Source organism: Asanoa siamensis (assembly GCF_016862555.1).
Taxonomy (GTDB): Bacteria; Actinomycetota; Actinomycetes; order Mycobacteriales; family Micromonosporaceae; genus Asanoa; species Asanoa siamensis.
Map to the genome: position 1 here is coordinate 1 of NZ_BONE01000173.1, position 3,753 is coordinate 3,753.

Annotated in this window: 5 protein-coding genes; 4 read left to right on the top strand and 1 reads right to left on the bottom strand. The window is 72.7% G+C overall.

Annotated elements, in window-relative coordinates:
• On the top strand, nt 1–257 hold a 257-nt coding region (locus Asi02nite_RS40940; protein WP_444541789.1), incomplete at its 5' end, for an LpxL/LpxP family acyltransferase.
• A 13-nt stretch (nt 258–270) separates the two neighbouring features.
• Complete coding sequence (locus tag Asi02nite_RS40945; RefSeq protein WP_203719435.1) at nt 271–1,413, top strand: glycosyltransferase family 4 protein; 1,143 nt, start codon at nt 271–273, stop codon at nt 1,411–1,413.
• Between the two features lie 6 nt (nt 1,414–1,419).
• Here Asi02nite_RS40945 and Asi02nite_RS40950 read toward each other — a convergent pair whose 3' ends face one another.
• A complete protein-coding gene (locus Asi02nite_RS40950) occupies nt 1,420–2,070 on the bottom strand; it encodes a GOLPH3/VPS74 family protein (RefSeq protein WP_203719436.1) in 651 nt (216 codons plus the stop codon).
• 104 nt (nt 2,071–2,174) lie between these two features.
• Between Asi02nite_RS40950 and Asi02nite_RS40955 the strand changes: the two genes are divergently transcribed.
• Both Asi02nite_RS40955 and pdxS read left to right on the top strand, forming a co-directional pair.
• Nucleotides 2,175–2,693: a hypothetical protein gene (locus Asi02nite_RS40955; protein ID WP_203719437.1), complete on the top strand. Its 519-nt coding sequence runs from the start codon at nt 2,175–2,177 to the stop codon at nt 2,691–2,693.
• A gap of 114 nt (nt 2,694–2,807) precedes the next feature.
• On the top strand, nt 2,808–3,725 hold the full coding sequence (pdxS, locus tag Asi02nite_RS40960; RefSeq protein WP_203719438.1) for a pyridoxal 5'-phosphate synthase lyase subunit PdxS: 918 nt from the start codon (nt 2,808–2,810) through the stop codon (nt 3,723–3,725).
• The last annotated feature ends 28 nt before the right edge of the window (nt 3,726–3,753 follow it).

Consider the following 3,753-nt stretch of genomic DNA (forward strand, 5'->3'; position numbering starts at 1 on the left):
GTCCCGCGTTGCTGGCGATCCGCACGGGCAAGCCGTTGCTGGTGATCGACGTGTGGTTCGACGAGCAGTCGACCCGCGGGTACGTGAACCCGCCGGTCGAGATACCCGGGCCGGAAACGGGCACGTTGCGGGAGCGGGTCGGGGTCGTGACCCAGCGGATGGCGACCATGTTCGAGGCGGCGATCGCCCGGCACCCACAGGACTGGCACATGCTCCAGCGGGTCTGGTTGGACGAGCCGCCGACCCCGGAGGCCTGAGGAGGTGGGCAGCATGCGGATCGGCATCGTGTGCCCGTACTCCTTCGACGTGCCGGGCGGCGTGCAGAACCACGTGCTCGACCTGGCCCGGGCGCTGATCGCGCTCGGCCACGAGGTGAGCGTGCTGGCGCCGGCGGACGAGGACGCCGACCTGCCGTCGTTCGTGGTGCCGGCGGGCCGGGCCGTTCCCTTCCCGTACAACGGATCCGTGGCCCGGATCGCCTTCGGGCCGATCTCCAGCGCGCGGGTCCGGCGCTGGCTCGCCCGCGGCGACTTCGACGTGCTGCACGTGCACGAGCCGCTGGCGCTGAGCCTGTCGATGCTCGCGGTGCTCAACAGCCGCGGGCCGGTGGTGGCGACGTTCCACACGGCGATGACGCGGTCGCGGGCGCTGTCGGCGGCGCAGGGCGCGCTGCGGCTGGTGCTCGAACGGATCACCGCGCGGATCGCGGTCAGCGCGCTGGCCCGCAAGGTGCAGGTCGAGCACCTGGACGGCGGAGCGGTCGAGATCCCGAACGGGGTGGACGTCGCGCGCTTCGCCGCCGCGTCGCCTTTTCCCGGCTGGCCCGGCACCGGTGGCTCCCTGGGTTTCCTCGGGCGCTTCACCGAGCCGCGCAAGGGCTTTCCGATCCTGCGGGACGCGTTCGTCGCGCTGGCGCCGGCGCGTCCGGGGCTGCGGCTGCTGGTCGCGGGGCCCGGCGACGTCGAGGAGTTGCACGCCGGGATCCCGGCCGAGCTGCGCTCCCGGGTGACCTATCTGGGGCTGGTGTCGGAGCCCGACAAGGCCCGGATGCTGCGCAGCGTCGACCTCTACGTCGCGCCGAACACCGGTGGCGAGTCGTTCGGGATGATCCTGACCGAGGCGATGGCCGCGGGTACGGCGGTCGTGGCGAGCGACCTCGACGCGTTCCGGCGGGTGCTCGACGGTGGCCGGGCGGGGCAGCTGTTCACGACGGGCGACCCGGAGGCGCTGTCGGCGGCGCTGGGGACGCTGCTGGACTCACCGGCGGCGCGGGCGGGGCTGCGCGCCGCGGCCCGCTCGGTGGTCGCGAACTACGACTGGCCCGTGGTGGCGTTGCGGGTGCTCGAGGTGTACGCGGCCGCGATCGAGGCGACCGACGGGCGGGTCATCGACGTGGAGTGGTCGGACCGCTGATGGTCGTCAGCCGCCGGTCATGAACATGGTGGTGATCGCGACGATGGCGATCTGGATCTCGTCGAGGATCTCGCGGACGGTGGCGGCGGGCCAGGGCTCCGGCCCCTGCTCGGCCAGCCGCCGTTCGATCTGCGTACGCGGCGTGTCCGGGAAGGCCGAGGCGGTCAGGCCGGCGGCGACGGCGAGGGTGGCCAGCGCGTGGGTGCGGGGGTCGGCGGGCCCGCCGTTGACGAACGCGGTGAGCCGGGCCCGGGTCTCGGTCTCGACCGGTGGCTGGCCGCCGGTCGCCGACGGGAAGCGGGGGTGCGGGACGAGCAGGATGCGGTGGGTCTCGCGGCGCAGCACCTTCCGGGCGACCAGCCCTTCGAGGACCCGGTCGCGCAGGCCGCCCCGGATGCCGTCGAGCAGCTCGCCGGGGGTGGCGTCACGCCCGTACCCGGTGATGCGGTCCAGTCCGTGGTCGAGCACCCGGTCGCCGGTGAAGGCGGGCTCGTCGACGTGCACCCGGCCGGCCGCGAGCCGGATCCGGCCCTCCAGGGCGAGCTCGACCAGGACCGCCCCGGCCAGACCGTAGTCGAGCGTGCCGGAGTCGGGTGTGGGCGTGCCGTCGTCCTCGTAGCCCAGCAGCAGCAGGTCCTCGGCGAGGTTGACGGTCATCCGGGCATCGTAGACAACGTCGTCGATCCTTGGCGTCGTGGTCACGCTCCGTAATGGGTGGTCGTGGTGATCGCCTCGCCGCGGACCGCACTACGATGCGCAACATGTGGTGGGTCGTCGTCGTGGTCGCCGCCGTCGCGGTACTGGCCACCTACCTGACCTGGACGGCGCAGCGGGTGGACCGCCTGCACGACCGGTCCGCCGCTGCCGCGCGCGCGTTGGACGCCCACCTGATGCGGCGTGCGGCGGCAGCCGCCGTTCTCGCCGAGGAACGCCAATCGCCCGAGTTGTACGCGGCCGCCCGGATCGCGCTGGACGCGGTGCCCGAGGAGCGTGAGGCGGCGGAGAACGATCTCACGCGGCAGTTGCGCTCTGTGCCGTTGTCGTCGGACGAGCCGCGGGACGACGCCGTGATCGCCGCGAGCCGGCGGCTGGGCCTGGCCCGGCAGGTGCACGACGACATGGCCCGCGAGGCCCACGCGGCCCGCCGGCGGCGGGTGGTCCGGATCCTGCTGCTCACCCGGCGGCACGACCGCCCGCAGTTCTTCGACATCGACGACCCGACGCTGGCCCCGGCGGCCGCCGTCGTCGGGCCGCCGCCCGCGGCCGGGGTGGCCGGCTAGCTCTTCTTTCGGTGTTAGGCAGGCCACCGAGGGGTCGATTGGATATCGGCCAAGGGCCAATTCGCGGCTACCCTGGCGCCCGAAGACGGTTGGGCGGAGAAGGAGTGTGGCCACGTGACCGAGACCACCGAGCAGGGCGGCGGCGCTGCTGGCGTTACCGGCACCGCGCGCGTGAAGCGCGGCATGGCGGAGATGCTCAAGGGCGGTGTGATCATGGATGTGGTCACGCCGGAGCAGGCCAAGATCGCTGAGGACGCCGGTGCGGTGGCGGTCATGGCGCTCGAGCGGGTGCCGGCCGACATCCGGGCCCAGGGTGGCGTCTCGCGGATGAGCGACCCCGACATGATCGACGGCATCATCAGCGCCGTGTCGATCCCGGTCATGGCCAAGGCCCGGATCGGGCACTTCGTCGAGGCGCGGATCCTGCAGGCGCTGGGCGTCGACTACGTCGACGAGTCGGAGGTGCTGACGCCGGCCGACTACAGCAACCACATCGACAAGTGGGCGTTCAGCGTCCCGTTCGTCTGCGGCGCGACCAACCTGGGCGAGGCGCTGCGCCGGATCACCGAGGGCGCGGCGATGATCCGCTCGAAGGGCGAGGCGGGCACGGGCGACGTCTCCAACGCGACGACCCACATGCGCAAGATCGGCGGCGAGATCCGCCGGTTGACGTCGTTGTCGGCCGACGAGCTGTACGTCGCGGCGAAGGAGCTGCAGGCGCCTTACGAGCTGGTGGTCGAGGTGGCCCGCACGGGCAAGCTGCCGGTGGTGCTCTTCACGGCGGGCGGCATCGCCACCCCGGCCGACGCGGCGATGATGATGCAGCTGGGCGCCGAGGGCGTCTTCGTGGGTTCAGGCATCTTCAAGTCGGGCAACCCGGCAGAACGCGCGGCAGCGATCGTGAAGGCGACGACGTTCCACGACGACCCGGACGTGCTGGCGAAGGTGTCGCGTGGTCTGGGCGAGGCCATGGTGGGCATCAACGTGGACGACATCCCGCAGCCGCACCGCCTGGCGGAGCGCGGCTGGTAGCAGCATGACGGCCGGTCCGGTCGGGCGG

What these genes read in the sequence shown, in the direction of transcription:
- Asi02nite_RS40945 (WP_203719435.1), top strand. Translation starts at nt 271, where the DNA reads ATGCGGATCGGCATCGTGTGCCCGTACTCCTTCGACGTGCCGGGCGGC.
- Asi02nite_RS40950 (WP_203719436.1), bottom strand. Translation starts at nt 2,070, where the DNA reads ATGACCGTCAACCTCGCCGAGGACCTGCTGCTGCTGGGCTACGAGGAC.
- Asi02nite_RS40955 (WP_203719437.1), top strand. Translation starts at nt 2,175, where the DNA reads ATGTGGTGGGTCGTCGTCGTGGTCGCCGCCGTCGCGGTACTGGCCACC.